The sequence below is a fragment of the Brevibacterium antiquum CNRZ 918 genome (genome assembly GCF_900169145.1).
Taxonomy (GTDB): domain Bacteria; phylum Actinomycetota; class Actinomycetes; order Actinomycetales; family Brevibacteriaceae; genus Brevibacterium; species Brevibacterium koreense.
Genome location: NZ_FXZD01000035.1, coordinates 1 through 2,473 on the forward strand (window position 1 = coordinate 1; position 2,473 = coordinate 2,473).

1 protein-coding gene, 1 pseudogene and 1 other annotated feature are annotated in these 2,473 nt (G+C 66.4%); the gene and the pseudogene both read right to left on the reverse strand.

Annotation, left to right across the window (positions count from 1 at the left end; genetic code table 11):
- Positions 1-198 precede the first annotated feature (198 nt).
- Complete coding sequence (locus BANT918_RS17050; RefSeq protein ID WP_418904362.1) at positions 199-1,656, reverse strand: IS30 family transposase; 1,458 nt, start codon at positions 1,654-1,656, stop codon at positions 199-201.
- Between the two features lie 46 nt (positions 1,657-1,702).
- Positions 1,703-2,302, reverse strand: a pseudogene (locus tag BANT918_RS18200) (IS3 family transposase); the annotation flags it as partial.
- Positions 2,216-2,344 (reverse strand) — a sequence feature (AL1L pseudoknot). (Overlaps the previous pseudogene by 87 nt.)
- Between the last annotated feature and the right edge of the window lie 129 nt (positions 2,345-2,473).

Consider the following 2,473-nt stretch of genomic DNA (forward strand, 5'->3'; position numbering starts at 1 on the left):
CGACATACACCCCTTGACGGTGTAGTCCATGCCCCCGGCTGTTGACGCAGCGCGGGGGCCCTTACGTCACCCGACCCTACCCGGCAGACCGGCCCCGTCCATCGGCATCAAGATGGATACCCCTTTTTCCCCATTGACCCGATGAGGTGATACCGGTTCAGTGCGTGCACGAACTTCCGTGACCGGAACTGGGCGGATTCAACCGGTCGTCGCAACACCGCCTTGTTCAAGCAACTGTAGCTGTTCATTGAAGACCTCAGCCGGGGTCTTCCAGTCGAGGACCTTGCGGGGCCGGTTGTTGACCGCCAGGGCTACTGCTTCGAGGTCATCGGCGTTCCACCGGGACAGGTCGGTGCCTTTCGGGAAGTACTGGCGCAGCAGCCCGTTGGTGTTCTCGTTCGTGGGCCGCTGCCAGGGTGAGTGCGGGTCGGCGAAGAACACCTTCGTACCGGTCTCCAGGGTGAACTGGGCGTGCCTGGAGAGCTCTTTGCCGCGATCCCAGGTCAGCGTCTTCCGCAGCTGCTCGGGCAGGGCGGTCATCGATGCGGCCAGGGCCGCGTTCATCGCCACGGCGCCGTAGCCGGCCAGCGCCGGCCCGTTCTTCACCACAGGCTTCTCGCCCCAGCCCGCTTGTCGCGGGAGGTGGACCAGGAGCGTCGAGCGGCTCGAGCGTTCGACGAGCGTGCCGATCGCGGATCGTCCCGTCCCGATGATCAGATCCCCTTCCCAGTGGCCCGGGACGGCACGATCAGCGGCCTCCGCGGGCCGCGCGCTGAGGACTACGTCGGCGGTGACGTGTCCCTGCGGTTTGTTCCGCGTACGGGCTCGTGGTTCCCGCAGCGCCCTTCCAGTGCGCAAGCAGGCGACCAGCTCACGCTTGAGCGCGCCCCGGCCCTCGATGAACAGGGACTGGTAGAGCGCCTCGTGGCTGATCCGCATGGACTCATCATCGGGGAAGTCGATCCGAAGGCGGTTGCTGATCTGCTGTGGGCTCCAGGCTGTCGCCCAGTGCCGATCGGCTCGGTGCGGCTTCATCTTGCGGCCCTTCCACTCGGCTGCGTCCGGCCCTGTCACGACCGTGCCATCAGCTCGCCTCACAGTGCCGTCCAGCCGCTGCTGGACATACTCGCGCAAGCGGTCGTTGGTGACGAGTTTCGCGACCTTGGGGCGCGTGGCGGACTGCTGAGCCTTCCACTGCGCGACCGTCGCCCGATACTCCTGCCTACCGCCGCGCGTGGCAGCGTTTCGACGCAGCTCACGAGAGATCGTCCCGGGGTCCCGCTCCAGCGCGCGAGCGATCTCTCGCACCCCGGCGCCCTTCGCGCGCAGGATCGCGATCTCCTCGCGTTCCTCGAACGTCAGGTAGCGGCCCGTGGGCTCGCGCAGACAGATTGGTGGCATTCCGCCAGCGTGGCGATACCACCGAGTGCCGACCGGCCACGACACGCCGACCGTCAACGATGCCTCCGCCGTAGTGACCCCCGTGGCGATCAGTCGCCAGAACTGGCGCTGCACCACCCGTGACGGATCCGGCCGGCCAGGTGAGCGCATCGCCGGACGCAGCGCCCGATCCGCGCGCCACTGCCGGCGCACCCCTTCGGGAACATCGCTGGTCTTCGCGTCCCAATCCTCCGTCACCACGCCACACACCTCCATGATCAGGGTGTTGCGACGACCAGTTGAATCCGCCCTGGACGCCCTTGTCGCTGTGATGCGTGAGCCCGGAGACGTCGTGACCGGCGTGCTCACGAGTCCAGATCCCCATTTCCAGCGCGTCCAGGGCGAGGTCGGTCCGCAGCGACTTCGATAGCTGCCAGCCGACCACACGGCGGGAGAACACATCGATGACGAACGCGGCATACACCCAGCCCGCGAACGTGCGGCAGTACGTGATGTCCGCGACCCATAACTGGTTCGGGGCCGTCGCCGTGAAGTCGCGTTCGACCAGGTCACTACGGGAATCTGGACCGTCGCCCGGAGTCGTGGTGCGTGGGCCCTTCTCTCGGCTGATGCCGCGCAGCCCGTCGGCTCTCATCAGCCGCTCCACGGTGCAGCGCGCGACCGAGATGCCCTCCCGGCGCAACTGAGCGTGGAGCTTCTTCGCGCCGTAGACGCCGAAGTTCTTCGCGTGCACGCGGCGGATCTCGACCAGCAGCTCCTCGTCCCGGATAGCCCGTTTCGAGGGTGGTCGGGTCTTGAAGGCGTAGTAGGTGCTCGGCGCGATCTGGGTGCCCGCTGCGGTGAGCGTGCGGCAGATCGGCTCGACGCCGAACTCGTGCTTGTGCTGGCCGATGAACTTCACGATCAACGCTGTGGGCGGTCGAGCTCCGCTGCGAAAAAAGCCGACTTAGACTCAAACCGTGAGTGCAACACCCCGTCAGCCAGGAGGCGAACATGGCCAAGATTGGACGACCAGGCCTACCCGAAGAAGAACGCCGAAGAGTCTGGGAGCTGTGGAAGGACGGTCACTCTT

What these genes read in the sequence shown, in the direction of transcription:
- BANT918_RS17050 (WP_418904362.1), bottom strand. Translation starts at nt 1,656, where the DNA reads ATGGAGGTGTGTGGCGTGGTGACGGAGGATTGGGACGCGAAGACCAGC.